The organism is Brevibacillus panacihumi W25, assembly GCF_000503775.1.
GTDB classification, from domain to species: Bacteria; Bacillota; Bacilli; order Brevibacillales; family Brevibacillaceae; genus Brevibacillus; species Brevibacillus panacihumi_A.
The window spans coordinates 1009609-1036499 of record NZ_KI629782.1 but is presented as its reverse complement, the minus strand read 5'-3'; the positions used below and the strand labels follow the sequence as shown (position 1 = coordinate 1036499).

Annotated in this window: 23 protein-coding genes; 13 read left to right on the top strand and 10 right to left on the bottom strand. The window is 50.8% G+C overall.

Translation table 11 applies throughout. The annotated features are described in order from the left end of the window. The first annotated feature begins 89 nt into the window (after nt 1-89). Nucleotides 90-1394, top strand: a complete 1305-nt coding sequence (locus tag T458_RS34375) for a hypothetical protein (protein WP_023555060.1) — start codon at nt 90-92, stop codon at nt 1392-1394. Nucleotides 1395-1439: 45 nt separating this feature from the next. Here the strand turns inward: T458_RS34375 and T458_RS34370 are convergent, their stop codons facing one another. Beyond that, a complete protein-coding gene (locus T458_RS34370) occupies nt 1440-2588 on the bottom strand; it encodes a peptidoglycan-binding protein (RefSeq protein ID WP_023555059.1) in 1149 nt (382 codons plus the stop codon). Between the two features lie 97 nt (nt 2589-2685). Here T458_RS34370 and T458_RS34365 point away from each other — a divergent pair, with 97 nt between their 5' ends. Next, entirely contained in the window at nt 2686-3033 is a 348-nt protein-coding gene (locus tag T458_RS34365) for a DUF1360 domain-containing protein (protein ID WP_023555058.1), read from the top strand. Nucleotides 3034-3087: 54 nt separating this feature from the next. On the opposite strand, the gene T458_RS34360 is transcribed toward T458_RS34365, so the two are convergent. Continuing rightward, nucleotides 3088-4272, bottom strand: coding sequence for a glycosyltransferase family 2 protein (locus T458_RS34360; protein ID WP_023555057.1), 1185 nt, complete (start codon nt 4270-4272; stop codon nt 3088-3090). A 173-nt stretch (nt 4273-4445) separates the two neighbouring features. Next, nucleotides 4446-5294 carry a DUF1698 domain-containing protein gene (locus tag T458_RS34355; protein ID WP_023555056.1) on the bottom strand — a complete coding sequence of 283 codons (849 nt, stop codon included), beginning with the start codon at nt 5292-5294 and terminating at the stop codon, nt 4446-4448. Nucleotides 5295-5463: 169 nt separating this feature from the next. Here T458_RS34355 and T458_RS34350 point away from each other — a divergent pair, with 169 nt between their 5' ends. The 5 genes from T458_RS34350 (at nt 5464) to T458_RS34330 (ending at nt 10691) form a co-directional block, all read left to right on the top strand. Beyond that, nucleotides 5464-6312, top strand: a complete 849-nt coding sequence (locus tag T458_RS34350; RefSeq protein ID WP_023555055.1) for a hypothetical protein — start codon at nt 5464-5466, stop codon at nt 6310-6312. Nucleotides 6313-6480: 168 nt separating this feature from the next. Continuing rightward, on the top strand, nt 6481-7884 hold the full coding sequence (locus T458_RS34345; protein ID WP_023555054.1) for a sugar phosphate nucleotidyltransferase: 1404 nt from the start codon (nt 6481-6483) through the stop codon (nt 7882-7884). Continuing rightward, a complete protein-coding gene (gene rfbG, locus T458_RS34340) occupies nt 7874-8959 on the top strand; it encodes a CDP-glucose 4,6-dehydratase (protein ID WP_023555053.1) in 1086 nt (361 codons plus the stop codon). Before T458_RS34345 ends, rfbG begins: the two co-directional genes overlap by 11 nt. A gap of 42 nt (nt 8960-9001) precedes the next feature. After that, a complete protein-coding gene (gene rfbF / locus T458_RS34335) occupies nt 9002-9772 on the top strand; it encodes a glucose-1-phosphate cytidylyltransferase (protein ID WP_023555052.1) in 771 nt (256 codons plus the stop codon). Nucleotides 9773-9785: 13 nt separating this feature from the next. Beyond that, a complete protein-coding gene (locus T458_RS34330; protein WP_023555051.1) occupies nt 9786-10691 on the top strand; it encodes an NAD-dependent epimerase/dehydratase family protein in 906 nt (301 codons plus the stop codon). A 61-nt stretch (nt 10692-10752) separates the two neighbouring features. Here T458_RS34330 and T458_RS57540 read toward each other — a convergent pair whose 3' ends face one another. The 6 genes from T458_RS57540 to T458_RS34305 are packed head-to-tail and all read right to left on the bottom strand — an operon-like array spanning nt 10753 to nt 16541. Further along, complete coding sequence (locus T458_RS57540; RefSeq protein WP_252989781.1) at nt 10753-11535, bottom strand: FkbM family methyltransferase; 783 nt, start codon at nt 11533-11535, stop codon at nt 10753-10755. Nucleotides 11536-11550: 15 nt separating this feature from the next. After that, entirely contained in the window at nt 11551-12195 is a 645-nt protein-coding gene (locus tag T458_RS57535; RefSeq protein WP_252989780.1) for a hypothetical protein, read from the bottom strand. A gap of 12 nt (nt 12196-12207) precedes the next feature. After that, entirely contained in the window at nt 12208-13323 is a 1116-nt protein-coding gene (locus T458_RS34320; RefSeq protein ID WP_023555050.1) for a glycosyltransferase family 4 protein, read from the bottom strand. Then, nucleotides 13320-14276, bottom strand: a complete 957-nt coding sequence (locus T458_RS34315) for a GDP-L-fucose synthase family protein (RefSeq protein WP_031305424.1) — start codon at nt 14274-14276, stop codon at nt 13320-13322. Before T458_RS34315 ends, T458_RS34320 begins: the two co-directional genes overlap by 4 nt. Before the next feature lie 34 nt (nt 14277-14310). Continuing rightward, nucleotides 14311-15561, bottom strand: a complete 1251-nt coding sequence (locus T458_RS34310) for a glycosyltransferase family 2 protein (RefSeq protein WP_023555048.1) — start codon at nt 15559-15561, stop codon at nt 14311-14313. Next, entirely contained in the window at nt 15555-16541 is a 987-nt protein-coding gene (locus tag T458_RS34305; RefSeq protein ID WP_023555047.1) for a GDP-mannose 4,6-dehydratase, read from the bottom strand. Before T458_RS34305 ends, T458_RS34310 begins: the two co-directional genes overlap by 7 nt. A 185-nt stretch (nt 16542-16726) precedes the next feature. Between T458_RS34305 and T458_RS34300 the strand changes: the two genes are divergently transcribed. Next, complete coding sequence (locus T458_RS34300) at nt 16727-17434, top strand: hypothetical protein (RefSeq protein WP_023555046.1); 708 nt, start codon at nt 16727-16729, stop codon at nt 17432-17434. Here the strand turns inward: T458_RS34300 and T458_RS34295 are convergent. Next, entirely contained in the window at nt 17431-19179 is a 1749-nt protein-coding gene (locus T458_RS34295; protein WP_023555045.1) for a phospho-sugar mutase, read from the bottom strand. The two genes, T458_RS34300 and T458_RS34295, sit on opposite strands and share 4 nt — an antisense overlap. A 152-nt stretch (nt 19180-19331) precedes the next feature. On the opposite strand from T458_RS34295, the gene gmd reads away from it, so the two are divergent. The 5 genes from gmd to pepV all read left to right on the top strand — a co-directional run bounded on the left by gmd (nt 19332) and on the right by pepV (nt 26877). Further along, the gene (gene gmd / locus T458_RS34290) at nt 19332-20297 is read left to right on the top strand and encodes a GDP-mannose 4,6-dehydratase (RefSeq protein WP_023555044.1); all 966 of its coding nucleotides are present in this window, start codon (nt 19332-19334) and stop codon (nt 20295-20297) included. A gap of 259 nt (nt 20298-20556) precedes the next feature. After that, nucleotides 20557-21579, top strand: a complete 1023-nt coding sequence (locus tag T458_RS34285) for an asparaginase (protein WP_023555043.1) — start codon at nt 20557-20559, stop codon at nt 21577-21579. A gap of 65 nt (nt 21580-21644) precedes the next feature. Beyond that, nucleotides 21645-23318 carry a peptide ABC transporter substrate-binding protein gene (locus T458_RS34280; RefSeq protein ID WP_023555042.1) on the top strand — a complete coding sequence of 558 codons (1674 nt, stop codon included), beginning with the start codon at nt 21645-21647 and terminating at the stop codon, nt 23316-23318. Nucleotides 23319-23387: 69 nt separating this feature from the next. After that, nucleotides 23388-25466, top strand: coding sequence for a sigma-54 interaction domain-containing protein (locus T458_RS34275; RefSeq protein WP_023555041.1), 2079 nt, complete (start codon nt 23388-23390; stop codon nt 25464-25466). After that, nucleotides 25456-26877, top strand: a complete 1422-nt coding sequence (gene pepV / locus T458_RS34270) for a dipeptidase PepV (protein WP_023555040.1) — start codon at nt 25456-25458, stop codon at nt 26875-26877. The genes T458_RS34275 and pepV overlap by 11 nt, the downstream gene beginning before the upstream one ends. Nucleotides 26878-26891 lie beyond the last annotated feature (14 nt).

Here is a 26891-nt window from a genome sequence, read left to right as displayed (position 1 = left end):
TGCAAAAGCCTGATTGAAGGCACACCCCCAGGGCAGGGCATTCATACAATAGACCGGGTATGTGTAGGTGAGAAGGAGTGAAGAGGATCATGGATGTCGAGGTGTATTATGATGGACAGCGCAGAGAAGCCATCCCCTATTCGGCATTGCCCGCTCTGCGCCTGTTCTGCCAGGAACAAGGCTTTCAGCTTCAGTGGGACCCGGAAGCCAAGCGGGTTGATCTGGGATCAGGTTTAAAAGGAAAGGTTTTTATGTTGATAGCGGGTGGTATGGATGATGACACAGGTCTGGAATACGAAGTGCTTTCTCGTACTGCATCCTTTCTCCGTGATGTTGGTGCCAAGCCAGTCCTGCTGGAGAGAGGGGATGAATCGTCGGGCGACAGTGATGCCGCTTTGCGTTTTTCGGCTAAGGAGCTGCCTTCCCTAGATGAATCGCGTCTGATTCTCTTCCAAGGGGACGATGAGCGAAGAAGAAGGCTGCTGCATCATGTGTTCCACGAGATGAAAGAGAGTGGCATTCCTTGCCAGATACGCATCAGCAAGCGGGCGAAGACGTCAGTTCTTTTACCGATCCAGTGGCATGTTCCCTCGGGACTTGAGGGAGCAAAGAGAAGCAAGCTGGCAGAGCAAATCGCGATCTCTCTTGTCTCGGGGATTCTTCGCGACGTCCATGAGGGTCAGGGAATCAGTCCGATCTCGTATCTGCTGCCACACCTCCTGCAGACATTCTTCGGTCAAGTGCAGAAGCTGGAGGAATGGGAGACTAAGGATCAAAAGGAGCAACAGGAGCAACAGGTACATCAGCCTGCACTAGTCGAGGCCGTAGCGGAGGTGCACCAGGAGGAAAAAGAAGAGAAGCAGATAATCGAGAGGCCGATATTGCCGACGGAAGTAAAAATGCCTACACCCATTGCGACAGAACAGCGCATAGAGGCAGAAGTTTATTTTGACTACACGTTGATGCACCATGAGACAGAGAACCGTCCCTATCTGTTGATCGGAAGCCTGATCGTAAAAAATACAGGAACTGAAGCTTTGTACAACCCGGTAGTCTGCTTGCGAGTCAACCCGATCGAGGGTATCAAGCTAGGCGGGCAAATCCTGCCGCCGAACATGGTAGAGACTCTCGGTGTCCAAGGACAGGGTGGGGCCAAAGGGTGGAAGTACATGGAGGATGACTGGTTCGAACAAGCGAAGGAGCGTGGAGAATATTGGATTGCTCCGATTCAGCCGATGATCATCCCGCCGAAGATGAGCGAGGCATTTCAAAATTTCCAGATCTCCTTTTTTCAACAGGAGGAGCGAACCACCATTACCGTGGAAGGGATCGTTATGGTGAACGACCAACAACTGCATTTTCCGGCAAACAACCGGATTGCTGTATCATTCTAAAGAAAACCCACCGCCTTCGGGAGAAGGGGTGGGTTTGAGCAAGGCTTAATATTTTACGAACATCTGCACGAAGGTTTTTCCATGAGGTCCGCCATCTACGACTGCAATCCCCACGTGTGTGTAGGTTGCGTTCAGGATGTTGGCCTTATGTCCAGAGGAACCCATGAACGATGCGTGGGCGGCAGATACGCTACGGTTCTGGGCGATATTTTCCGCCGCAGCGCGATAGTTGATGCCGAACGTGTCCATCATCTGGAACGGGGAGCCATAGGTTGGAGAAGTGTGGCTGAAATAGCCATTGTTTACCATGTCCTGTGCTTTGACCCGGGCTGTCTTGACGATGTTCATGTCTACTTGCAGCGGTTGAAGTCCTCGGCTGGCACGCTCTTGATTGACCAGCTGAACCATTTCCTTCTCCTCTGATGTCAGGCCAGCTGGAAGCGGCACTTCTGCAGAGGGATTTGAATTTCCGGTTTGATTGGACTGATCGGGTGCAGCAGGAGTCGAAGGCAATGTTGGCTTGCTTGGAGTTGTTGGTTTGGACTGCTCTCCAGACTGGCTTGGCTTCTCTTGTGCTTGTTTGGAAATTGCCGCAATGAGCTTGCTGTCTGCTTCACCTGTCAGGCCCAACGAATGTCGCGATTGGAAAATCATCACGGCCAGGCGGGTGGAAGCATCGTAGTTGCCGCTGACTGTCACGTTGTATCCCAGCTGTTTCAAATCCTCCTGCAAAGCTTTTACTTCTTTCCCGGATGAACCCAATTTGAGCGTGTCAGAAAAATGGGTGTCGGGCTTAGTGCTTTCCGGCTGCTTATTTTCCGAATTGGGTGTCTGTGTCTCTTTGTCTTTTTGGCTGTCGGAAACGTCATTGTTACTCGCCTTTTGCTTGTTTGCATAGGCTTTTTTCAGCTTGTCATACGTAAGCTTATTGACGGTTCCGGTTTGTTTCAGCTTCACTGATTTTTGGAATTTTTTAACATTTAGAGCTGTGTATTTGTTGTACAGCTTGTCCACTTTCAATTTGTAATCAAAATTCAATGCCTTCAGCATTTTTTCAACTTCCTGTACTGTCTGACCTTTCATCCCAGATTTCAATGGGGTAAAAGAGGTTTTGGCGAATACAGGTTGTCCGATAACGGCAAGCGAGACGGACAGGGAAAGGATGGTTGCCATCTTCGTTAGGTTGTGCCTCATGTCATCACACCTTCCGCTGGTTTTTGTCGCCTTTCAATGTTACTAGACCCAAAGTTGACATAACAAGGAGAAAATCCTGGAAAGGGATGGAGTCCAAATGTTTGGCATTTCGTTTTTGGATTTGGTGATTCTTGTGCTGGCGAGCTTCAGGCTTACGCATTTGATTGTGTTTGATGAAATTACAGCGTTCATCCGCAAGCCGTTTCTATCTGTTACCTATGATTCGGATCCATCAGGACAGCTGGTCCGAAATGTGGAATACAAGGGGACCGGATTGCGGCGCTGGATCGGCAGTCTGCTTGCTTGTCATTGGTGTGTCGGCGTCTGGGTGGCAGCGGTCATTTTGCTCCTTTATACGTATGTCCCCATAACCTATCCGTTGTTGCTTGTGCTTGCTATAGCCGGAGCGGCGGCCGTGATCGAGACAAAGATGTATTTTGGATGATCATGCTCTTTCACGGACGCTCACTTGGATGGCAACCCATTGCCGGCCGACAGACTAGTGGGCAAAGGTCCGAAAAACAATGGCTTCTTCGCGGGAGAGCGGAAGGATTTCTTCTGCGATGAAGCCTGCCGCCTGAAGGAAACCCAGCCGCAAAGAGACAGGAGAAATGATTTGAGAAGTTGCAATGTCCACCAGATTGCTCGTCCTCGAGGGATCGAGCGGGATCTCCAGCTGGAAGCTGGTCTGGGTGATCGGAAACGATTTGTAAGGCTGCCCATTGATTAATGCTGTCAGAGTCATAGGCTTCTGATTTTGAAAGGCAGGTGCGGGAAGTCTTCCCTTGACGATCACCAGATGGGCGGGGGCGTGTGCATCGGAAGCGATCTGGATGCGAAAGATCGGAGGAGTCCACATGTCAATGGAACGGTTGGTATGGATGACTCTTGGCTGGTTATGAGCGGCGTCTTTCAACTTGTTGATCAAGGTAAAAGCGCCCGGCCCTTGATATTGGGAAGCGTAGGTAACCCAGCCGTACGGAATGCTGCCGTAGTGTTTGGCCAATGATTTCAACACCTCGGGAATCCCGGTCGATTGCCACTGTGTCGCGGATTTGCAGTTGCTGTGAAGTCTGGCGGTTGCGACAAATTCCGGGATATACCCGATGATATGCTGTTTGGCGACACGCATCCATAATTCATAGTCCATGCAAAAATGCAGACTTTCATCGACACCGTTCATTTGCTCAAAGACATTTTTGCGAATAAAGGCAGCAGGCTGACAGATACAGCAGGTATGGTACAGCTTTTGGGCATCTGCTGGTTCGGTGGGAAAGCTGCTCGTGATCTGATTGGTCTCATTGGCGACATGGCAGTGTCCGTGCATCATTCCCCACTCCGGATGGGAGAGGAGGGCATGCACGGCTTTCCGGATCGCTCCTGGCAGGTACGTATCATCTGAATTGAGCCAGCCGATGATTTCCCCCCGTGCCATGGCCAATCCTTTATTGATGGCATGTGACTGACCGCGGTCAGGTTCGGAGATAAAGCGAAAACGCCCGTCGCTTTGCGCATAGCTTTGCAGGATCGCAATGGTGTTATCTGTAGAACCACCGTCGACGACGATGTGTTCAATATGTCGGTAATCTTGCTGCAAGACGCTGTCGATGGTCTCCCGAATGAACTTCCCCTGATTGTAGGAAGGCGTAATAATGGTGACCAGAGGCAATGGTGAATGTGACACAATATCCCTCCCTTGCTCGAAAGGCGGATCTTTCCAAACCCACACTTCTCTCCCGCAGTGTATGTACAAGGGAAGCATTTTGTTTTAGGGTAGCTTTCTTATTTCCTCAAGGTTTTTCCATATATCCAAAGGCATCCAGCCGATTGTTCGCCGACTGGATGCCAGGAAGGGAATTACAGATGCTCAGGTACCAGTCCCGGATTTCGAAACGTCCGCAAGATTTCGGCGCGGGCTGCCGGATCGATTTTGCTGGGAGGTATCGCTTCTGCCAACAAGCTGATCCTCCCGGCATGATAACCGTTAAATCTGCCCGAGGATACCGTGCGAATCGTATGGGGAAGCGGTTGAAACAAGGTGTTCTCCAGCATTTCCAGTAAGCACGGCAGAGTAGGGAGCCACCAAGTCGTATCATCCTGATAGATGCGGTTCATCTTTCCCGGGGTGCCGTTCAAAACCATCATGGATTCATCCGAGTCGAGAACAGCTGCTGTCTCCAACAGAAGATGACCGCCGGTTTTGATGACGCTTCTGCATTGGGAAAGGGTGTAGAGCGGGTCGCGTACATGATAGAGAAGCCCCAAGTGTTGAACGATGTCGAATTTATTGTGCTGGATTTGCTCTGGAAAGGGTTTTCTTGCAGTCATATCGTCCATGAGCAGCACCTGAAGACCGTCCCATAGGCGATAGGGCGAGGTATTGTAAAAGGGGATGGCTTTGCTGTTCAGAATGTCTTTACATAGTTCAAAGTTGGCGTATAGAGGATGCAGGCAATCTGTGGCAACTACCAGGCTCGCTCCAAGCTTTTCTGCTTCGAACACCCACATGCCGTCAAAACTGGCCAAATCAAGGACACGCTTGCCTTGATAAGAGACATGTTGTCTCGTCTGCCGTGTCATGTCCCAGAGATTTTCAAGAATCTGTATTCCCGGCGTGACAATCCCGGGGCGAAGCTCAATTTTGTGATACCATTTGCGCTTGTTTATTTCTTGTATAATTTCTTCGTTCGTCCAGTTGCCTCCCAACTATCTGACCTCCTTGTCGGTATCCTTCTCTCACTTGTGGTGGACTGATGATAGGATACGTGCGGATGCTTGGTTGGGTACTGGTTGGTTGCCCCAATTTGGTCCCCACGCGCCAGCAGATTACATATGGTATCGGAGAGAAAATGGCGCAAACAGGGAGGAACGTCCGATGTCCTTGCCCATTGTATTCATCCATCGTACGGACGACAATTACTTGTCATACAGCTTGCGGCAGGCCCAAGTGAGCAACCCCGGTTCGAGAATTTTCCTGCTCGGCACAGCTCTCAACCAGAGATTTGGGACAAATGGTATACAGCATGTGAGATTGGACGCATACATGCAGACCGCCGCCGCCTTTGCCCCGCACTACAAGCATCTGCACGTCATGTCCCACGCGTACAATCTGTTTTGTTTTCAAAGGTGGTTTATTCTTCGTGATTTCATGCGTTCTCAGCAAATGACGGCTTGCTGCTATATCGATTCGGATGTGATGCTGTACGAGAACGTAAACAACCCGGAATACAGCCAATTTATGATGGAATTCGTCTGGACCAATTTTGTGAAGGCAGAGCTTTTGGACCGTTTTTGTTCGTTTACAACGATGTATTTTGCTGATCCCGTCATGTTTGAGAAATTGGTGCAGGAAACAAAGGAGCTGGGGCATGTGAGCCATGACCTTCCTCTCGTCTCAGACATGGTAGCCGGTCTTTTATTTTTGCGTCAGTTTCCGGACTACACTTATACACATGGCCGATACGGGGACAAAATGTTTGATGAAAATATCAATCGTCCTCTATGGGCAGAAAGTCTCAATGGAAAAAGAAAGGTGTATCTGATAAACGGCAAACTGTACACCAGGGAGATGGCGAGCCATACCTTTATCCGTCTCAACTCCCTTCATTTTCAAGGCTTGGAAATGAAATCGTATATGCCTTACTTTTTCACTCCCCATCTTTCAACGCAAGGCATGTTCATGTTTGATTATCTCAGCCAGCGGTGGCATCCGACGGGATTCTAGGCAGCTTGCAGCCCTCTTGGTATCTGGCTATGGGGGCTGCTTCATTTTTTCTCGGATCAGCAGCACGCCTACAGGAGAACAGACCATTTTCCGGCAAACGCGAGGCATCGCCTTCAACTGGTACATATGATGCCTTATACACGATGAAAATGGACAGAGGTGGCCTGGATGATGCTGATACTGCTTTCGGGAGGGGCTGGAAAAAGGTTGTGGCCGCTATCCAATGAGGCAAGGTCCAAACAATTCCTGAAGTTGCTACGTCAGGCAAGCGGCGAGCCGGAATCCATGGTGCAACGTGTCTGGAGACAGTTGACAGCACATAAATGGACAGATCAAGTGTATATTTCAGCTAGCAAACCCCACATCGATCTATTAAAAAGCCAGTTGGGCGAGGATGTTCCCTTGATAATAGAACCGCAAAAAAAAGACACGTTTCCTGCAGTCGCTTTGGCCGCAACCTATCTGCACACCTGCGTGGGAGCGGATCCGGCTGAACAGGTGATCGTCATGCCGGTCGATTCTTATGTTGAGGAGCATTTTTGGGAAAAGCTGCAGGATTTGAGGCAAGCGTTGCTTCATTCTAAGGCAGATCTTGCCCTGATTGGTGTCACACCTACCTATCCTTCTACCAAATACGGCTATATTGTCCCCATCACGTCCACTATGGACAGCCAAGATTCCTTCTCTTATTACCATGTCGCAAGCTTCAAAGAGAAGCCATCCGAGACGCAGGCAAAAGCGTTGCTGAAGAAGCAAGCAATGTGGAATTGCGGTGTCTTTGCTTTTCGATTGAGTTATCTTCTGGACTTATTAAAGAAAAAAGGTTTGCCTACAGACTATGAACAACTGCTTCAAGCCTATGCCACGCTTGAACCGATCAGCTTTGACTATGAGGTCGTAGAGAAAACGGATCGGATTGTGGTGGTTCCGTATACAGGGTACTGGCGAGATCTGGGCACCTGGAATACCTTGACCGAGGAGATGAACGTCCAAACCGTAGGACGAGTATATCAGGATGGGGATGCGCCCAATACACATGTGATCAATGAGCTGGATATTCCCATCGTCACCATTGGCTTATCGGATACCGTCATCGCAGCAAGTCTTGATGGCATTCTGATCTCGGCTAAAGACAAGAGCCATCGGGTAAAGGATCTGCCCTTGGAGTGGCAGCAACGCCCCATGTACGAAGAAAAGCGCTGGGGGACGTACCGAGTCCTGCATTATCGGACGACAACAACGGGCGCACAGGTATTGACCAAGATTCTGCATATTTTCGCGTACAAAAATCTGAGTTATCAGACCCATCAATATCGCAGTGAGGTCTGGACGGTAGTCGAAGGGGAGGGGGAATTCGTCTGGAACGATCAGCTTATTCCAATAGGTCCGGGCGATGTTCTCGAAATCCCCGCGGGAACCAAGCACGCGATACGAGCATCAACTGACATGGAAATCGTCGAAGTGCAGCTGGGAAGCCAGCTTATTGAGGAGGATATTGTCCGCCACGCCATGTCCTGGGAGGAGATTTTGTTGCAAGTCAGGTCCAGCGGGAGTGTGTCTGATGGTCAATAGCTCCTTTTGGCACAAAAAAAGAGTATTGGTTACCGGGCATACCGGATTCAAAGGAGCTTGGCTTAGCATCTGGCTGCATGCAATGGGGGCAGAAGTGACGGGATATGCCTTGGAGCCGCCGACTGATCCGAGCCTGTTTCGGCTGGCGAGTGTCGGGCAGCTCGTACACACAATTACAGCTGATATTAGGGACAGGCGAATGCTGGAGCAGGTTATCTTGCAAGCAAAGCCTGAGATTATTTTTCATCTGGCTGCTCAATCCCTGGTGCGTCAAGGGTATCAGCATCCGGTCGAAACCTATGAGACCAATGTGCTCGGGACGGTCTATCTGTTGGAAGCAGTCCGACTGGCATGCCAACAGGGAGTGCCGATCCGGGCTGTGATCAACGTAACAAGCGACAAATGCTATGAAAACCGGGAATGGGTGTGGGGATACCGAGAGCAGGATGCCTTGGGGGGACGCGATCCTTATTCCAGCAGCAAAGCGTGCGCCGAACTCGTTACCGCCAGCTATCGCAACTCCTTTTTTTCTGCTGTCGAGACAGCGGGGATTGCGATCGCCTCTGCCCGTGCCGGCAATGTGATTGGCGGAGGGGATTGGGCTGCAGATCGCTTGATTCCCGATTGTCTGAGTTCCCTTATGAACGGAAAAAGAATCAAGCTTCGATACCCTGAAGCTGTACGCCCCTGGCAGCATGTGTTGGAACCCCTTGGAGGTTATCTGCTGCTTGCCGAACGGATGTGCGAAAATACCGTACGCTTTTCAAAAAGCTATAATTTCGGACCTGATGAGCGAGATACTCGAACAGTGGCCTGGGTCGTCCAAAAGCTGTGCGAGAAGTGGGGGGCAGCTGCAGAGCTTGAAATAGAACGTGAGGATAACTGGCCTGAGGCTTCCTTGTTGAAGCTGGATTGCTCCAGGGCTAAAGAAGAGCTTGGCTGGAATCCCCGATGGAGCATCGAACAGGCTTTGGAGCAAATCGTGGAATGGACGAAAGACAGCCAAATGGGGAAAAATCTCCAGGAAATCTGCAAAAAACAGATCCAGAACTACATGGAAGCAGCACCGCAATAAAGGATCCTGGCCGGGGACAAGAGACAGGAGGGAGAGAAAAGCGTGAAAGTGGTCATATTGGCTGGCGGATACGGGACGCGGATTGGGGAAGAGACGCATTTGAAACCAAAGCCCTTGATCGAGATCGGCGATAGGCCGATTATTTGCCATATTATGTCCATTTATTCCCGGTACGGCTACAATGACTTCATTATTTGTCTGGGCTACAAGGGGTACATGATCAAGGAGTATTTCTCCAATTATTTTCTGCATCAGTCCGATGTCACCTTTGATTTTCGCCGGGACAATGAAATGATCTTGCACAATCGCCGCACGGAGCCATGGAGGGTGACGCTGGTAGATACAGGCAAAGATACCGGAACCGGGGGGAGGGTGAAGCGCATCCAGCCCTACGTGGGGGATGAACCCTTCATGCTGACCTATGGAGACGGGGTAGCCAATCTGGACATCTCTGCCCTGGTTTCGTTTCACCGCGAGCACGGGAAGCTGGCCACGATTACCGCTACACAACCGCCGGGGAGATTCGGGGCTTTGGACGTGACGACGGAGAATGTCGTTCGCGGCTTTCAGGAGAAGCCAAAAGGGGATCGAGGCTGGATCAACGCCGGATTTTTTGTAATGGAACCAGAGGTGTTCGACTATCTTGAAGGCGATGAGACTGTGCTGGAAAAGGAGCCATTGGAAGTGCTGGCGAGGTCTCAGGAATTGGTGGCATTTCCTTTTACGGGATTCTGGCACCCTATGGATACGCTCCGGGATAAAAATTATCTGGAGAGCCTGTGGAGAGCAGGTACGCCGCCGTGGCAAATCTAGGAGGAACGATGGCATGCGTGTGCTGGTGACGGGTGCGACAGGATTTCTTGGCAGTCATCTCGTAAAAGCTTTGCTCGCTGAAGGGCATGAGGTTTACATTCTGAAACGAAAGACTTCGGATTGTTCTCGCCTTGCCACTGTCCTTCATGAGATTGAATGCTTTGATCTCGAACATGTGGAGATAGAGGGGATGTTTCGCGACATAGGTCCCTTGGATGCTGTCATTCACACGGCAACCTCCTATGCCCGGAACCAGGAGAGCTATCATGCCACACTGGAAGCGAATGTCTCCATGCCCCTGCAAGTGCTGGAAGGGGCGATTCGCTGCGGGACGCCCCTGTTCATGAATACCGATACATTTTCCAATACGGCTCAAGGAATCTTTCAGAGACTTGTCGGGTATCACCTGACCAAAAGGCATTTTCTGGAATGGGGAAAGCATTTGGCCGCGCAATCCTCCCTTCGCTTTGTCAATCTCAAGCTGGAGCATCTGTACGGACCTGCTGATTCACCGGAAAAATTCATCCCGTATATCGTCAGAACTTGCCTGGAAAACCAGCCTGATCTCTACCTCACTCCCGGGGAGCAAATGAGAGATTTTATTCATGTCCGGGATGCGGTTGATGCGTATCTGCTCCTCCTGCGTCAAAGCAAGCTTTTCACCGCTTCTTTTTGCGAGTTTCAGGTTGGAAGCGGCGTTGCCACCTCGATCAAGTCGCTGGTTAGAGAAGTACACAGATTGACCGAATCGGCGACGACCCTTCATTTTGGGGCGCTGCCCTATCCTTCGCAAGAAATGATGCATTCGCTTGCCGACGTGGAGCCGTTGCGAAGGTATGGATGGCGCAGCCAAGTCCCGCTGCGGGAAGGACTGCTTACGGTCATCGAGGAGCATCGCTCGAGAATTTCTGCAAAATAAAAAACGTGGCTTCGCCATTGGCGGCGGCCACGTTTTTTCGTCTGCTTGTATATAAGGATTCCTATCCCCAGCTATTCTTATTGGTGCAGTACAGATCACCGTGGAACGGCTTGATCATCTCTAATAACGTCTCGTAGTCTGCGACTTTGACAACTTGATCGTCTCTGCGAATCAGGTATATGTTCCTATACAGCTGTTGAAGAAGCGCATACAGGTCATGCGGATCTTTTCCGAAATTGTTCATCATGCTATCCAGATTGAATTCGATGACCAGATCCGGGTCAAAGCGCTGAAGGGTTTCCTGAGCGCCGTGCAGCACCTCCAGTTCGGAACCCTCAACATCCACCTTGATCAGGTCGAGGCGATTCAATGGATTTTTTTGGACCCAATCGTCGAGGCGGACACAAATGATTTGATTGGCAGGATCAGTGGAATGAACCTGATTGGCGTCGATAAAAGACCAACCACCACCAGAGGCCACTTCGTGAAACTGGATCGCACCGTTTCGGTCAAAAACCCCTAGCTTGATCGCTTCGATGTTTTTGATGCCGTTTTCTCCGATGTTTCGCATTAAAAAATTGTAGTTGACTGTAGAAGGCTCAAAAGCGTACACCTTGCCCTTTTTCGCCAGATAACTCAACGCAAGCGAGATCGTTCCCAGGTTGGCGCCGATGTCCAGACAGATGAAATCGGGAGCCACGACACGCTGGAGCAATTTCAGGACGTATGCTTCATAATAGCCGTTTTCCAATTCCAGATAGTACAAAACACTCTGGTCCGATTCGCTGCCGTAGAGCACGAACGATTTTTTGTCAAAGGGCAGGTGGAAATCTAGCTTCTTCAAAAGAAAGACTCCTTTCTAGGGTAGATGGATGCGGATGATATCGTCTTTTACCGTGTACTGCATATCGGGGCGTTTTGTCAGGACGTATGTCTCCAGCTCCTGGATGGTGGGGAAATCGTTCAGCAAGGGATTAGGCCCAATAAAGCAGCGGGCATCATCGATCAGGATGACATGGTTGCGAACGGGATGCTCCAGAATGCTGTCGAGCTCCTGGAGGATCGGAGTATCCTTGCTGCCTTTTGCCGCCTCGGCAGACAGGGGAATGTAGTGACCATCAAGCCAGAACAGGCAAGGCTTTTGGATCGTCGAGAGGAGGGCGGGCAGTTTCTCTGCGCTGTCCCCATAGAGGAGCTTGACGTTAGGATCAGCAGCAAACTTTTTCGAGGCGGACCAAAATAGAGGATAATTCAGTTCGATGGAAAAAACCTGCTGAAAATAATGCTTGGTAGCTTGGATCATGGCCCCCTGAAATGTTCCTGTTTCGATCAAGGTATCCAGCGAAAAGCGTTGACCGTATTCCAGCACGGCTCCTACCTTTACGTCATAGGTGGGAGACTCCAAAACCCAGAAATCCCACGTCTCCTGGGCGCTTAAAGGATAGGGGATGCGGTGTTCAGATCGCCATACCCGCAAGATTTCATCCATTCGTGATGTCGACATCAGGTACCTCCTTTACCCGCCTTGAGGACGGAGTACAGATTGAAAAACAGCAAGTGTATGCCGTGCGCAGGCATCCCAGGAAAAGCGGGAGGCTTGCTGCGTTCCTTTGGCAATCAGGTCTTCCCGAAGGGCGGGATCCGACATGGCGGCAATCTTTACAGCGATGTCTTCCGGGACATGAGGGTCGAAAAGGAGAGCAGCTTGGCCTACAACCTCCGGAATACTGCCTGCGTGGGAACAGGTGATTGGAATTTTGGAGCGCATGGCCTCGACCAAGGGAATGCCGAATCCTTCAAATAGCGAGGGGAAGCAGAGGAAGGATGCGTTTCGATAAAGCGAGGGCATCTCCGCTTGGGGAATGTAGTTCAACCATTTGATCTGATCCCACATTTGATGCTGGGTGATGAAGTTGATCACGGTTTGATGCGCTTCCTGAGGGAAACCGGTGAAGACCATGTTCACCTTGTAGTTGTAGGTGCGACGCAGAATCAGCAGGGCTTGCAGAAGATTGATGTGATTTTTATGTCGCCAGGTATTGGCGGGGTAGAGTCCGTATTGTGCAGGCAACTGGTATTTATGGCGAAATTGCTGATCGAGTTCTGGCTGAACAGGCAGGGAAAATTCCGCGGCTGCGTCCAGATGAATGCTGTGCACTTTATGGGACGGCAAATGAAACTTCTCGATGATTGATTTGCGAGAGAATTCGGATAGGGTAAGCACGGCACTGCTCTTCTGGGCTGAGGACTGATAGTTGTCTTTTCGCCATTGCAGCACAGGAGGATCAAAAAACTGGGGATAGAATTCATGCTGAATATCAGGAATGTTGATGACACTGGGAATCGTTACATCGGACGGCTGCAGCACCAGCAAGGGACAGAACCAGAGATCGAGCCGCAAATGCTGGATTTGCTCGTGGAAAAGGGAGTGCGCTGCCGATATGTCCCGGAATAAAATCTTGTGCAAATATTGTCCTTCCGCGAAGGTGTGATAGTTGTGACTGCTCAAAAACAGGAACCATTCATGCCCCTCGTTGTTCCTCTGCGAAAAGTCAATCAGATTGCGTACATACTGTTCCATCCCGCCTATTTTTCCAGGGATGACAGCGAGAAGATTGACGCCGATTCTCAAGTCCTCTCCCTCCCGTCAGATAGGCTTTGCCTGTACCAGGCGATGGTTTTCTGCAAACCGGCATGAAGCGGAGTAGATGCCTCGAATTGGAAAAGGGCCTTGGCACGGCTCACATCCAGCCTGCGTCTAGGTTGTCCGTCCGGCCGTGTTTTGTCCCAGAGAATCTCGCCGCCGTAGCCGCTCTCTTCCTTGATTAACAACGCCAGCTCGCGAATGGTCATCTCTTCCCCCGAACCGATGTTGACGGGTTCCGGCCCGTCATATCGCTCGGTAGCCAGCACAATCGCACGTGCGGCATCCTCTACATAAATAAACTCCCGGGTCACTTCGCCGCTGCCCCACAGCAAAATAGTCGGCTCATGGTTCGTCTGGGCCTCCACACATTTGCGGATGATGGCGGGAATGACGTGGGAGGTTTCCAGATCAAAGTTGTCATGCGGTCCGTACAAGTTGACGGGCAGCAGGAAAATCGAATTAAATCTGTATTGTTCACGATAAGCCTGCGCTTGCACGAGCATCATCTTTTTTGCCAGGCCATAGGGAGCATTCGTCTCTTCGGGGTATCCGTTCCATAAATTCTCTTCGGAAAACGGTACAGGGGTAAACTTCGGGTAAGAGCAGATCGTCCCGATTGCGACGAACTTTTCTACGCCAAACAATCGGGATTGCTCCAGCAGTTGGGCACCCATCATCAGGTTATCGTAAAAAAAGGAACCGGGATTTTTTTGATTGGCCGCAATCCCTCCGACGACCGCAGCCAGGTGTATGACGATTTCAGGGCGATAGGTTTCAAGCATGTGGATGATCTCTTTCTCTTTGCGTAAATCAAACTGCTTCTTGCGCGGAACGAAGATATGCTCACAGCCGAGCTGGGAAAGCTGCTCCACTACATGCCGGCCCAAAAATCCTGCTCCACCAGTCACAACGATTCGTTTTTGTGTGAGATCGATCATCTTGGAAATGTACACCTTCCTTTCTTGCGGATGCTCACAGAATGGGGGAGGGATGTCTGTTTTGTTTGATCCATTCGCTCAAGGGGTTGCTCCCTTGCAGAAAATGCTGATAGAAGCTGTATTCCTCTTCAGAGAGAGGCAGGATTTGATCAACCAGGTAGCTTACCGTCCGCTTGTTTTGATCGGGGAGCGGATCTTCTTTGACAATTTGCCGACTCGCGATCACGTCTACAAAGCACGTGGGATTGTTCGATTGAATCGGAATTTCCATCGTAAACACATGATCTGCGTCGGTATGAACGCGCATATCTGCCTGTTGCCCTTCCACGAGAGCATGAAAATGCATCGGGTGCATGGATGGGGGATAAGAGCCCTTGATCACCAATGTATGAAGGGGACAAGACGAATCCACATGGAAGTGCATACGCAGATAAGGCGGAGCCCATAAGTCGGCAAATCGGTTGGAAGATGCTAGAGACGGTGTAGAGCCGAATATACGATGGAATTTGAACAAGTCGAGAAACCAGAAGACACCTTTATCCCGATAGGTCTTCAGAAAGTGGAGCAACCACTCATTGGCGACTGTGCCAAAGTGCCGCATGCTGGTCTTCACGATTTCCGGAAAACCGACGTCGATCAGGCTGGTTACGGATTTGCACTTGTCATGCAGGCGGGAACTGGCCAGATAGTCTTCGATGCAACCGATCGGGTATTTGGCTGAAATACGGAGCCACAAGTCATAATCCATGCAGAAATGTAGATCCTCATCGACACCGCCTACTTCCTCGAAGATCGATTTTCGAATGAACGCCGTAGGCTGGCAGATAATGCAGTGAGTAAACATCTTTTTTCGATCAAAGGGAACCCACGGATATTTGTACATAATTTTGTTTGCTTCGTTGATGTGCAGCCCTTTTCCATACACCATCGACCAGTCGGGATGCTTCAGTAAACTATCTACGGCTTTTCGCACCGCTTGGGGAAAATAAGTATCGTCTGAATTCAGCCAGCCGATGATTTCCCCCTTGGCCATTTTCAACCCTTTGTTGATGGCGTGGGATTGGCCGCCATCTGGTTCCGATATATAGCGGAAGCGCTCCCCCAACTGACTGTACTGTCGCAGAATAGCCTGCGTACCGTCCGTAGACGCTCCGTCAACCACGATATGCTCGATCCGCGGATAATCCTGACGCAGCACGCTTTCGATGGTTTGTTTGATAAAAGCTGCCTGATTGTAGGACGGGGTAATAATCGAGACCAATGGCATGGAATGGTTGTTCAACATCTCTCCCTCCCTGAATGTTGTCGTTTGCGTAAAAGAATACGCCAGTAATCGAGGAGATCTTCCATTGTTTTGGCAAAAGGGATTTGTGGCGCCCATCCTGTTTTGCTGCGAAACGCAGAGGAGTCTCCGAGCAATGTATCCACATCAGAGGGGCGAAGGCGGTCGGGATCCACTTCGACAGTCACCTGAACATTCGTAAGGGAGAGAAGAATTCGCAGGACTTCTTCAATCGTATAAGTAGAACCGGATGAGAGATTGTAAACTTCACCGGGTTCGCCATGTGTTGCAGCAAGCCAGTATGCCTGCACGATATCGCGTACATCTGTGAAGTCTCTTTTGGCTTGCAGATTGCCGACGAAAATTTTGGGCGGCTGTAAACCAAGCTCAATTTGGGCGATCTGTTTGGCAAAATTGGAGGTCACAAAATGCTCGCCTCGACCAGGTCCCGTGTGGTTAAAGGTTCGAGTGCGGATGATCGGCATCCCATAGCTTTGATAGTATTGATAGCCAAGAAAGTCTTGTGCGATTTTGCTAACCGCATAGGGATTGAGAGGACGCAGCGGGTTATCTTCTTTGATCGGTGTCTCGTGGGGAAAGACCAGACCGTATTCTTCGCTAGAGCATGCGATATGGATGCGGCAGGAGAGATCCAGCTTGCGAACAGCTTCCAGCAAGTGAATCTGGCCGACGAGATTGTTCACCATTGTCTCGGCGGGAGAGTTCCAGGAGGTAGGGACAAAGCTTTGTGCTGCGAGATGAAAGATCAGGTTGGGCCGGATTTCTTCAAGCATCCGATGGACAGAATGAGGGTCCCTCAATTCACACTCGACGAGATGGATCTGCTTTGTAATCGGTTCAAGCAGCTCCATGCTGCTGCGCACCCGGTAGGTGCCGCATACCTCGACATCCCCGCGAGAGAGAAGATATCCGGCTAGGTGACTACCGGCAAATCCGGTAATTCCCGTAATCAATGCTTTCAATGAACAACCACCTCCCCGTAGGGCTTCCAAGCGGTAAATCAACGAATCATTCTAGCTATTCATATGGTTTGCCAAGGAACATGCCACGGCACCAGCCTTTTGACGGGCTGACTTTTGGCAGATGCGGATGGCGGCGTTGCAGTTGCGACATAGAATAAGGCAACGATGAGACAAGGAGGCAGGAGATGGGCCAAATCAACAGCTTTGAAAAGAAGGTATTTTCGCAAAATGGCGAGGATGGAGTGATTGAAGAGCTGTTCTCCAGGATCGGTACAGTCAATCGCTTTTTTGTAGAGTTTGGGGTCGAGGATGGCATGGAATGCTTGACTCATAATCTGTGGGTTCATCATGGATGGTCAGGTGTGCTGCTGGAAGGAAGCCAATTTCATTACCAAAATCTTGCAAATAATATCGCTCCGTATCCTCAGGTTCGCGCCAGTCAGCAATTTGTCACGCGCGATAATATCGGCCAGCTGTTTCAAGAGATGGCGGTTCCCGTCGAATTCGATTTTTTATCGATCGATATTGATGGAAATGATTACTGGGTGTGGCAAGCACTCGACGCCTATCAGCCGCGGGTAGTCGTGATCGAGTACAATGCATCCTATCCTCCGCCACAAAACATGGTCATCCCCTACCAGGAAGATTTTTGCTGGGACGGAACATCGTATTTTGGAGCCAGTCTGTGCTCGCTCACGACATTGGGCAAGAAACTGGGCTACGCTTTGATCGGTACAGATTCCCAAGGGGTAAATGCGTTTTTCCTGCGCAAAGATCTTCTGGATGTAGCCCAATTTGCAGAACTTTCCCCCGAATCAGCGTATCACCCCCCAAACTATGGCCCGGATAACGGGGGCCATCCGCATCGCAGCGGCCCGATTCTGGACATCTAACCCTCCGAAGGATGTTCGAGCAGTTTTTTGACGTCGACTTTTAACTGTTCCAGCTTTTGGGAGGCTTCCTTGTGGGAGTCTCCGACCGTACCGAGATATAGCTTTAGTTTTGGCTCTGTCCCCGATGGGCGCAGACAGAACCAGGAGCCGTCTTCCAACAGAACCTTGAGCACATCAGACCGAGGCAGCGAAAGAGGTGTGCGATTCCCTTTTGCCAAGTCCTCCATGCTTCCTGTCAGATAGTCCTCTATGCCAATGATGCGCATACCGGCGAAAGATGGAGGCAGATGCCTGCGCAGGGAAGACATCAAATCCTTCATGATTTGGATGCCTTGTACTCCTTTGAACGTTTTGGTTTGCAGGTCCTCAAGGTAGTAGCCGAATCGCTCATACAAGTTTTGCAGCGCGTCGCCAAGACTCTCGTTTTTCGCCTTGTGGTAGGCGCACAGGTCTACGAGCAGCAGGGCGCTTTGTACGGCATCCTTGTCGCGAACAAAATCTCCGATCAGGTATCCGAAGCTTTCTTCATAGCCGAATAGAAACACATAATCTCCACTTTTTTTGTACGTTGTTATTTTTTCACCAATGTATTTGAAGCCGGTCAAGGTATCTTCCGTTTTGACGCCAAAATCAGCGGCGATTCGCCTGCCAAGTTCAGACGTAACGATGGTTTTTAAAACGATGCCATTCGGCGGCAAGCTCCCTTGGATACGTTTTTGACGCAGCACATCATATAACAATAGCGCGCCGATTTGATTGCCTGTCAGCGGCAGATACGTCCCGCCGCTTTGTTTGACCCAGACCCCAAGTCGATCCCCGTCCGGATCGGTGCCGATTACCAGATCAGCTGCTGCTTGGATCGCGTACTGCAAAGCCAGATGGAACGCTTCTGGTTCCTCGGGGTTCGGGGAAGAAACGGTGGAGAAATCAGGGTCGGGCAAAGCCTGCTCGGGAACAGTCAGCACGTGATGATAGCCAAAGTCCTTCAAGCCTTTGGAAATGACTTCCCCGGTTGTCCCATGCAAAGGGGTAAATACGATGTTCACCGCATTCTTGGCTGCCTGGGACAATTCGGAATGCTGACGAATGCTGCTTACCTGCTGGAAATAAGCGTCCACGATCGTGTCGCCAATTCGCAGCAGCATGCCGCTTTGCAGCAGGCTTTCTTCATCGGCTGTTTGAATCGCCAATTCATCTCCAGCTTCCTGGATCAGGGTGAAAAGTCGGGAAGCGGTGTCGGGCGTGATTTGTGCACCGTCAGCATCGTATACCTTTATTCCGTTGTAGTTGGCCGGATTGTGGCTGGCAGTGATTACGACACCTGCAGAAGCAGCCAAATGACGGACGGCAAAGGATAGAATCGGCGTTGGCATGATCCGTTCAAAAAGATAGATGCGTATTCCGTGATTGCCCAATACTTTGGCTACTTCACGGGCGAACGTTGCAGATTGGTGCCGTGAGTCGAAGGCAATCACGACACCGGCTTTTTTCGTTTGCTCTCCCTGGACGGAGAGGTAGCGGGCAAGACCTTCCGCCGTTTTGCGGACCGTGTAGAGATTCATGCGATTGATGCCAGGACCTAATTCTCCACGAATGCCTCCTGTTCCGAATTCCATATATCGGTAGAAACAATCCATCAGCAAAGATTCATCTGATTCAAGGGCGTGCAGATCTCGACGAAGATGATCGTCCAGATTGGGAAAGTCACGCCAGCGCTGATACGCTTTTTTCCATTCTTCCTTCATGGCTAAGCCCCCTCCGGTCAAGGGTAAGTAGATCAAATCACCTTATTCGATACTTTATTGACAACCTGGAAAATGCGTGCGGGCGAAGGAACAATCAGCCAGTCCGAACATATACAAGATGGTAGAGGGAAGATTGAGTTGGGGGGAAGCCGATGAAAACAGCTTTTATCACGGGGATCACCGGTCAGGATGGAGCCTACTTGGCCAAATTTCTGTTGGAAAAAGGGTATCGGGTCATCGGACTGGTCCCCCGCCGGAGCACGTCCAATCTTTGGCGCCTGGAGTATTTGCAGATTGCTGATGATGTGGAATGGAAAGAAGGCGACTTGCTGGACCTCTCCTCGCTGACCCGTGCGATCAAGGCGGCCAAACCTGATGAGGTCTATAATCTTGCGGCCCAGAGCTTTGTCGGATCATCCTGGGAGCAGCCCATCCTGACCGCACAGGTGACGGGGATGGGAGTCTTGCATGTGCTGGAGGCCATTCGCGAGACGGATCCCGGCATTCGCATGTACCAGGCGTCCTCAAGCGAGCTGTACGGACTGATCCAGGAGCCGCAGCAATCGGAGAAGACGCCGTTTTACCCGCGCAGTCCCTACGCTGTATCCAAGCTTTTTGGCTATTGGATGACCAAGAACTACCGCGAGAGCTTCCACATGTACACCTGCAACGGAATCTTGTTTAATCACGAATCTCCCCTGCGGGGACCGGAGTTTGTCACCCGCAAAGTGACGCAGGCTGTCGCCCGAATCGCCACGCAAAAACAAAAAGAACTTCGCTTGGGTAATATTCACGCGAAAAGGGACTGGGGCTTTGCGGGTGATTTCGTCGAAGCCATGTGGTTGATGCTGCAACAACAAAAGCCGGAAGATTACGTAATCGCTACCGGCAAGACAACGACCGTAGAAGAAATGTGCAAGGTCGCTTTTGATTACGTAGGCTTGAACTACCTGGATTATCTCGTGATAGACCCGGATCTATACCGGCCAGCCGAGGTGGACGTTTTGCTCGGCAATCCAGCCAAAGCGAAAAGGGAACTGGGCTGGTCCCCCAAGACCACCTGGGAAGAACTGATTCATATGATGGTGGAAGCAGATCTGCAGAGAATGGGAAAATAATACGGAATAGGCACCTCACATCCCTGAAGATCCGGGAATGAGGTGTTTTTTTTGGTTGTTTAAAAATGGGTGATCCTATTTTCGGAAAAACGGGTTATAAAAACGAAAAATGTTACCCTATTTTCGTTGAGTTGGCAAAGAGAGAGGAGCTTCAGCCCAGATAAAAAGTATATTTTTAGATTTATCTCAAGTTTGGCACGATAGTTGCTTGTTCTCCACTTAACAAGGATTCCAACCAACCTCAAAAAGGAGACTTGTTATGAATGTGGTAGCAAACGTATACCGGGGAGACCAAATGGAAAGCTCTCATCTGGGTCACATCGCAGTAGTGGATCAACATGGCAACCTGCTTTACTCTTACGGTGATCCCGATCGACTCACTTTTGCCCGATCCAGCATGAAGCCCCTACAGGCAATTCCGATCATCGAAACAGGTACAGCAGATCGATACCAGTTGGAACCGGCGGACCTCTCACTTTGTTGTGCTTCTCACAGCGGAGAGCCGCGCCATCGTACGCGGGCGATGAGTATGCTGGAACGTGCAGGGCAGCCAGAAGCGACTCTGCAATGCGGCACCCACGTTCCTCGTCACGAGGAGAGCTACAAGGAATTGATTCGGGCAGGCAAGCCGCTGACACCTGTGTACAGCAACTGCTCCGGCAAGCACGCGGGCATGATCGCCACAGCCACACATATGGGGGAGGATGTTGCGAGCTATCATTTGCCAGAGCATCCTGTCCAGCAGCGAATCCTGGATGTCGTAGCGGACATCACTGGTTACCCGCGCGAAAAAATCACCTTGGGAATAGACGGGTGCGGCGTACCGGTTCATCGTCTGCCGCTTGTCAATTACGCTTGGGCCTTCGCCAAGCTGGCCAAGCCGGAAGTCATCGACAATCCAGTTCGTCAAGATGCTGCGAGAAGGATTGTGGAGGCGATGGTAGCCCATCCCGAGATGGTTGGGGGGGAGAGCCGCTATTGTACAGATCTGATGAATGCATTCGGCGGGAGAATTTTCGGGAAAGCAGGCGCTGAATCCGTCTACTGCCTCGGGGATCGCGAGCGAGGCATTGGCATCGCGGTCAAGATCGAGGATGGCGGTGCACGCGCCATCTATCCGGTGGTCAATGAAGTGCTTCGCCAATTGGGGATTGGCGTGGACGGGGCGCTGAAGACTCTTCATGCCTATACGAATCCGCCTATTACCAACATGAGTGGCAGTGTCGTCGGCCGTGTCGAGACGACATTCCAGCTGCTGCAGGAGAATCGGTCGATTTGTTAATAAATGGCCTTCTACACAGGGATGCCATTTGTTATATGCTTTTTACATGAAAAGGGGGAACATTCATGAAGATGAAAAAAGGATGGAAGGTGCTTAGCACTGCGGCTCTGCTCGCGGTCCTAGCCGTCACCGGTTGCAGCCAAACGGCAGCTCCAGCGCCGCAAGATACAGGCAGCAATGCGGGTGCTGCTCCGCAACAAGAGCCTGCGGGACAAGCTGACATGACCGCAAAACTGCGGCTCAACCTGAAGACAGAGCCGCCTTCCCTCGATCCGCCAAAAGGCTTTGACAGCACGTCCAATGAGGTTCTGAATGCTACCATGGAGGGCTTGGCCCGCCTTGATCAAAAACACGTGCCGCAGCCGGCGATGGCAGAAAAATGGAGTGTCAGCGAAGACGGCAAAACCTATACCTTCACGTTGCGCGATTCGAAATGGTCCAATGGTGATCCCGTCACCGCTCATGACTTCGAATTTGCCTTCAAGCGTATTCTCGATCCGAACAATGCCTTCCCTTCTGCCTTCCTGGCATACTACATAGAAGGAGCGGAAGCCTACAACAAGGGAGAGGGCAACGCGGACGGAGTCCAGGTCAAGGCATTGGATGACAAGACGCTTGAAGTGAAGCTCGCGGCGCCAGCTGGTTATTTCTTGCATATTATCACCCAGCCAACTTTCTTCCCTGTGAACAAGAAAGTGGTAGAGAGCAATCCGAAGTGGGCAGAAAACGCTTCTTCCATCGTGACCAATGGACCTTTCAAAATGGAAGATTGGGTGCATGATCAATCCGTGAAAGTAGTGAAGAATGACGGCTATTGGGACAAGGATTCCGTAAAATATGCGGGCATCGATTGGATCATGGTCAACGATGAGAACACACAGTACCAGATGTACAAAACGGGACAGTTGGATATGATTCAAACCGTTCCAATCGATCTCAAGGCGAAACTGATCGAATCCGGTGAGGCGAAAGTAGAGCCAGAAGCAGCAATCTACTACTACCGCATGAATACGCAAATGCCTCCTTTCACCAATGCGAACATCCGTAAAGCGTTTGCGCTCGCCCTTGATCGCAAGCTGTTGATCGAGAATGTCGTCCAAGGAAAACAGATTCCTGCCCTGGCGCATGTGCCGATCGGTTTCCCTGAGCCGGATGGAACGGACTTCCGTGAAAAAGGCGGCGATTTCTTCAAGGATAATGATGTCGAACAAGCCAAGGCACTGCTGAAAAAAGGGATGGAAGAAGAAGGCTGGACGACATTGCCGCCAGTCACCATGACGTACAATACAAGCGATACACATAAAGCGATCGCACAAGTGATGCAGGAAATGTACAAGAAGAACCTCGGTGTTGACGTCAAGCTGGAGAACAAGGAATGGAACGTATTTTTGGCAGAGCAGCGCGCTCGTCAACTCCAGTTCTCCCGTTCTACCATTCCTGCAGATTACGGTGATCCAATCAACTTCCTGGAGCTCTTTGTCACGGATCATCCTGGCAACCGCATCAATTACAGCAATCCCGACTACGATGCCCTCGTAGCGAAAATCCGCAACACGGCAGATGAAAAAGAGCGCTTCGGTCTGATGCATGACGCGGAAGCTATTTTCATGAATGACATGCCGCTGGTTCCGGTCTACTTCAATACGAAGGTGTTCATGGATCAACCGAACATCAAAGGGATTTTGCGCCATCCTGTAGGCACGCTTGACTACAAATGGGCGGAGATTGAGAAGAAATAGTAAAATAGGCGAAGACAAGGGTCTGCATGGGATGCCCTTGTCTTCACTTTACCTCGTGGGGCGGATGGAATGGAGAAAAAAAGTGTCACCTTCATTGCAAAAATGGATGAATTCTTGCACTCTGCTGTCAGCCAGTGTGTGGAATTGGGTGTGTCCGATGACTTTCATATCGAAGGCATACGCGTCGATCAGCTTGCCTTCAGGCCCATCGCAGAAGGATCACTCGTGGTCATTTCTTCTCCGAGCCTTGAGGGCATGGTAGAGTCCTATCTGCCACAAGGAAGCAAGATGATTATCGCGAAGCGGATGTTTTCCTATCAGAACCTTCGCGGCATGCTGGAGATTCCCAAAGGGATCAAAGTCCTCTTGGTCAGCGATACCCCCGAAACGGCATACGATAACATCGAATTGATCCGCGCTTCCGGACTGGATTTTGAGTTGTATCCGTACTATCCCGGAGCAGATTATCCGAAAGATATTGAGATTGCCGTGACGCCAGGAGAAGCGGAGCATGTACCGCCGCATATTCGCAAGGTCGTCGACATCGGTTTTCGGGTTATCGATCTGTCTACGTGGCTCGCCATTTACACGCATTTTGACAATGACAATTTCCAGAAAGTGACCATGCGCATCATGCAGTCGCTGGTGTACATCACGAAAGAACTGAACAATGAGATTCAACATGCTCATCTGCTGAGCAAGTATCTGGAAGCCATCGTCAATGGGATCGAGGATGCCGTGATTGCTTGCGACGAAGAGGAAATTATTCGCTTTATCAATCAAAAGGCGATTGATTCCCTCAACCTGCGCGGTGCCAGCATCGTCGGAGAGAAGGCAGCTGTCAGCCTGCCATCCGATTTTTACCATCTGCAGCAGCAATGTGAAGAGAATGAGGATATTTTGGTGGATTGGGCGAACAAGACCTATTTTTTTCGCAAGACGCACATCTTTATGGAAGGTCGCTTCCTGGGCAGCTTGCTGCTGTTCCGCCAGGCGGTAGAGATCGAAAAGCTGGAACATGATTACAGAATGCGTCTGTACAGCAAAGGACTGGTGGCAAAATATCAGTTCGATGATATCTACGGAGAAAGTCCTTCCTTTCAAAAAGTCCTGCAAATCGCCCGAAAGATTGCCAGAAGCAATTCAACCGTTCTTTTACTGGGAGAGACGGGGACGGGTAAGGAATTGCTCGCCCAAGCTATCCACAATGCCTCGCCGCGGCGCAGAGAGCCTTTCGTCGGTGTCAACTTTGCCGCCATTTCCGAATCCCTCCTCGAAAGCGAATTGTTCGGGTATGAGGAAGGCGCCTTTACTGGTGCGCGAAAAGGGGGCCATATCGGCTGGTTTGAGTTGGCTCACAAAGGAACGATCTTCCTCGATGAGATCGGCGATGCGAGCGGTGCTATCCAAAATCGCCTGCTGCGTGTCCTGCAGGAGCGGCAAATCATGAGAGTGGGCGGAAATAAAGTCATTCCTACCGATATTCGGGTCGTAGCGGCAACCAATCAAGATCTGAAGCAAATGATCGCAGAAGGAACGTTTCGCGCTGACTTGTATTACCGGCTGAATATCCTCCCGATTCATCTGCCGCCGTTGCGGCACCGACAGGAGGACATTCCCTGGCTGGTCGAGCGTTTTATCCGCAAATACTCCTACGATTTGCGCAGACCGCCTTTCACGCTTTCAAAGGAGGCGATGAAAGCGATGCAGGAGTACGAATGGCCCGGCAACATCCGCGAATTGGAAAATGTCGTAGAGTATCTGGCGCATATCGTAGAGGATGAGGGCTTTGTTTACCAACTGCCCTTCCTTGTCGAGAATGCCGAGTCATTGGACGACGGATTCTCCGAGGAATGTGAGCAGCTTGTAGAAGAATACAGCAAGCGCGGATTTTTGGAGGAGATGGCCGCGATTCTGCTGGAATTGCAGCAAGGAGGTACGGGCCGCTATGCCCTGAGCGAACAGTTGGAGGCACATGGATTGTCGATTTCCTCGCAGCAGCTTCGCTATCGTTTAAAGCTGTTGCAATCGAATGAGCTGATTCAAGTAGGGAAAGGGCGACAGGGAAGTAAAATCTCGTCCAAGGGAGAGCAGTTTCTCGACTTTTTAAAACGACGAAACGGGAAGGGGAATCGTCATGAGTCATAACTGGAAAGAATTGGCGCATCTGAGGCGAGACGCTTTTTTGGCAGACTTGCAGCGCTTTCTAGCTATCAACAGCATCGAGGATATGACGACCGCAGAGGAAGGAAAGCCTTTTGGAGCAGGCGTCGCCGAAGCGTTGGAGTATATGCTCACGCGTGGAGAAGCAGATGGATATGTGACTCGCAATGTCGACGGCTACGCAGGAGTGATCGAATTCGGAGCAGCTCCAGAAGAGATTGGCGTCCTGGTTCATGTGGATTTGGTGACCGTGGGGGAAGGCTGGACGACTCCCCCGTTTGAACCGAGCATCCGGGACGGCAAAATCTATGCACGCGGCGCACTGGATGACAAGGGACCGGCGTTGGCTTCCTATTATGCGATGAACATCGTGAAGGACTCAGGCCTTCCTTTGTCTAAAAAGGTGCGGTTCATCATCGGGACGGACGAGGAAAGCGGATGGTTGTGCATGAAGCATTTTTTGGAGAAAGAGACGCTTCCGCAGGTTGGTTTCTCGCCAGACGCCTCCTTCCCGATCATCCACGCAGAAAAGGGACAGATTAATCCTACGCTGACGATTCCGCCAGACTCCGAAATGGCTGCTGAAGGGGGCTTGAAGCTTCTCTCCTTTGTCTCCGGCAATCAGGGGAACAGCGTGCCAGATCGGGCTGTCGCGATTGTATCTTCAGGTGAGCCCTCCGTTTTGCAGGAGATGCTTGCGAAGTGGCCGGCATTTGTGACGGAGAAATCCACGACTGGAGAGGCAGCCATCGGCGAAGACGGGAATCTGGAACTTACATTATTTGGAATAAATGCGCACGGGATGGAGCCGCAGATCGGAAAGAATGCTGGAACAACCCTGGCATGTTTTCTGCGCCAATACCCGTTTGAAGGTTCGGCGTATTCGTATATTTCCCTATTGTCAGATATCCTGCACGAGGATTTCTACGCAGAACGCTTGGGACTGGCCTGTGAGGATGAGGTCTCTGGCAAGCTGACCGTAAACGCCGGCATCTTGCGCTACAGTCAGGCTGAGGGAGGAAATATTCGGTTAAACATCCGTTATCCCGCTACCGTATCTAAAGAGGAGCGGATCGAACGGCTAAAAGAGCGAGTGGCTGAAATGGGCTTGACGCTGGCAGAACTGCGTTCATCATCCGCTCATTACGTCCCGAGCGATCATGTTGTCGTGCAAACGCTGTCCCGCGTCTACGAAGAACACACAGGCATGCCTGCTGAGCTCTTGTCTTCGGGCGGAGCAACCTACGCCAAGATGATGTCGTCAGGGGTTGCTTTCGGACCGCTTTTTCCGGGGAGGGCATCTACGGCCCATCAGACGGACGAGTATATCGAGATCGAGGATCTCATGCGTGCGATGGCTATCTACGCTCAAGCCATCTACGAGCTAGCCAAGTAAACAAGGAGGGGTCA

Bases quoted from the DNA above. Each gene is read 5' to 3' on its own strand.
- T458_RS34375 (WP_023555060.1), top strand. From the start codon at position 90: ATGGATGTCGAGGTGTATTATGATGGACAGCGCAGAGAAGCCATCCCC.
- T458_RS34370 (WP_023555059.1), bottom strand. From the start codon at position 2,588: ATGAGGCACAACCTAACGAAGATGGCAACCATCCTTTCCCTGTCCGTC.
- T458_RS34365 (WP_023555058.1), top strand. From the start codon at position 2,686: ATGTTTGGCATTTCGTTTTTGGATTTGGTGATTCTTGTGCTGGCGAGC.
- T458_RS34350 (WP_023555055.1), top strand. From the start codon at position 5,464: ATGTCCTTGCCCATTGTATTCATCCATCGTACGGACGACAATTACTTG.
- T458_RS34345 (WP_023555054.1), top strand. From the start codon at position 6,481: ATGATGCTGATACTGCTTTCGGGAGGGGCTGGAAAAAGGTTGTGGCCG.
- rfbG (WP_023555053.1), top strand. From the start codon at position 7,874: ATGGTCAATAGCTCCTTTTGGCACAAAAAAAGAGTATTGGTTACCGGG.
- T458_RS34330 (WP_023555051.1), top strand. From the start codon at position 9,786: ATGCGTGTGCTGGTGACGGGTGCGACAGGATTTCTTGGCAGTCATCTC.
- T458_RS57535 (WP_252989780.1), bottom strand. From the start codon at position 12,195: ATGTCGACATCACGAATGGATGAAATCTTGCGGGTATGGCGATCTGAA.
- T458_RS34315 (WP_031305424.1), bottom strand. From the start codon at position 14,276: ATGATCGATCTCACACAAAAACGAATCGTTGTGACTGGTGGAGCAGGA.
- T458_RS34310 (WP_023555048.1), bottom strand. From the start codon at position 15,561: ATGTTGAACAACCATTCCATGCCATTGGTCTCGATTATTACCCCGTCC.
- T458_RS34300 (WP_023555046.1), top strand. From the start codon at position 16,727: ATGGGCCAAATCAACAGCTTTGAAAAGAAGGTATTTTCGCAAAATGGC.
- T458_RS34295 (WP_023555045.1), bottom strand. From the start codon at position 19,179: ATGAAGGAAGAATGGAAAAAAGCGTATCAGCGCTGGCGTGACTTTCCC.
- gmd (WP_023555044.1), top strand. From the start codon at position 19,332: ATGAAAACAGCTTTTATCACGGGGATCACCGGTCAGGATGGAGCCTAC.
- T458_RS34285 (WP_023555043.1), top strand. From the start codon at position 20,557: ATGAATGTGGTAGCAAACGTATACCGGGGAGACCAAATGGAAAGCTCT.
- T458_RS34280 (WP_023555042.1), top strand. From the start codon at position 21,645: ATGAAGATGAAAAAAGGATGGAAGGTGCTTAGCACTGCGGCTCTGCTC.
- T458_RS34275 (WP_023555041.1), top strand. From the start codon at position 23,388: ATGGAGAAAAAAAGTGTCACCTTCATTGCAAAAATGGATGAATTCTTG.
- pepV (WP_023555040.1), top strand. From the start codon at position 25,456: ATGAGTCATAACTGGAAAGAATTGGCGCATCTGAGGCGAGACGCTTTT.